Origin of the sequence: Enterobacter sp. Lyrl_3, from assembly GCF_051948675.1 — a bacterium.
In the GTDB taxonomy this organism is placed as follows: Bacteria; Pseudomonadota; Gammaproteobacteria; order Enterobacterales; family Enterobacteriaceae; genus Enterobacter; species Enterobacter cloacae.
The window spans coordinates 1-794 of the sequence record NZ_JAYJLI010000062.1 but is presented as its reverse complement, the minus strand read 5'-3'; the positions used below and the strand labels follow the sequence as shown (position 1 = coordinate 794).

Here is a 794-nt window from a genome sequence, read left to right as displayed (position 1 = left end):
CTGTGGTTTGTCCTGGGCGGGCATGCGCAGCCAGGACAGTAATTTGTCGAGGCAGATAACGGATATCAATGTTAAGGAATATGAGTAATGGATGAAGTGGATCAGGCCAGCCAGGCCGAACAGATGAGACTGGCACAACTGCTTCGCAGCAGAACGCGGGCGTCGCTGCCACTGACCGGACTGTGCCACAATTGCTGTGCCCCCCTGAAGGACGTGCATTTTTGTGATGCGGATTGTCGGGATGATTATGAAAAACGGCAACAGTCCCATCTGCATCGCTGAAACAGGGGCCAGCCCTTCGCTGCTGGTGATGAGTTTCTGACTGTGCTGACGGAGGCCAGTCAGACGGAAGCGCTGAGTATTGCCGAACGCATCCGCAGCAAAGCTTCCCGGCAGTCCATCACAACGCCCGACGGTAAGCTGGTCGCGACGACGCTTTCGATTGGTGCCGCGATGTTTGATGGTCACCCGGACTATGAGCGGCTGATACAGTCAGCTGATGTGGCACTGTATCGCTCGAAACGGCAGGGGCGAAACCGGATTGAGATGTTTACGACCGCATAGTTGAGAGGCTACTACGCGGCAGGCAACTCAGCCTGCTTTGCGCAGCCGTTTGAAGAGAAAAGTTTGCTCAGTGTCAGTACATACTTAGCTTATTACACCACCATTTTCGACAGCTGGCAGATTATATTTCGGATGAGTGGCTGAAAACTGTGTGGATTCAAACGATTGAGAAATCTTGCATCATACGTAAGTTACTCAGGTTCGACGCGTGTTATTGACTTGCCTGGCAA

Annotated in this window: 1 protein-coding gene and 1 pseudogene; one reads left to right on the top strand and one right to left on the bottom strand. The window is 52.8% G+C overall.

Translation table 11 applies throughout. The features are described from left to right. Window positions 1-189 (bottom strand): hypothetical protein (locus VF709_RS24895; protein ID WP_440232478.1); only part of this gene is annotated, 189 nt, incomplete at its 3' end. Between the two features lie 117 nt (window positions 190-306). Between VF709_RS24895 and VF709_RS24890 the strand changes: the two are divergent. After that, window positions 307-564: pseudogene (locus VF709_RS24890) on the top strand (diguanylate cyclase); the annotation flags it as partial. Window positions 565-794: the final 230 nt, after the last annotated feature.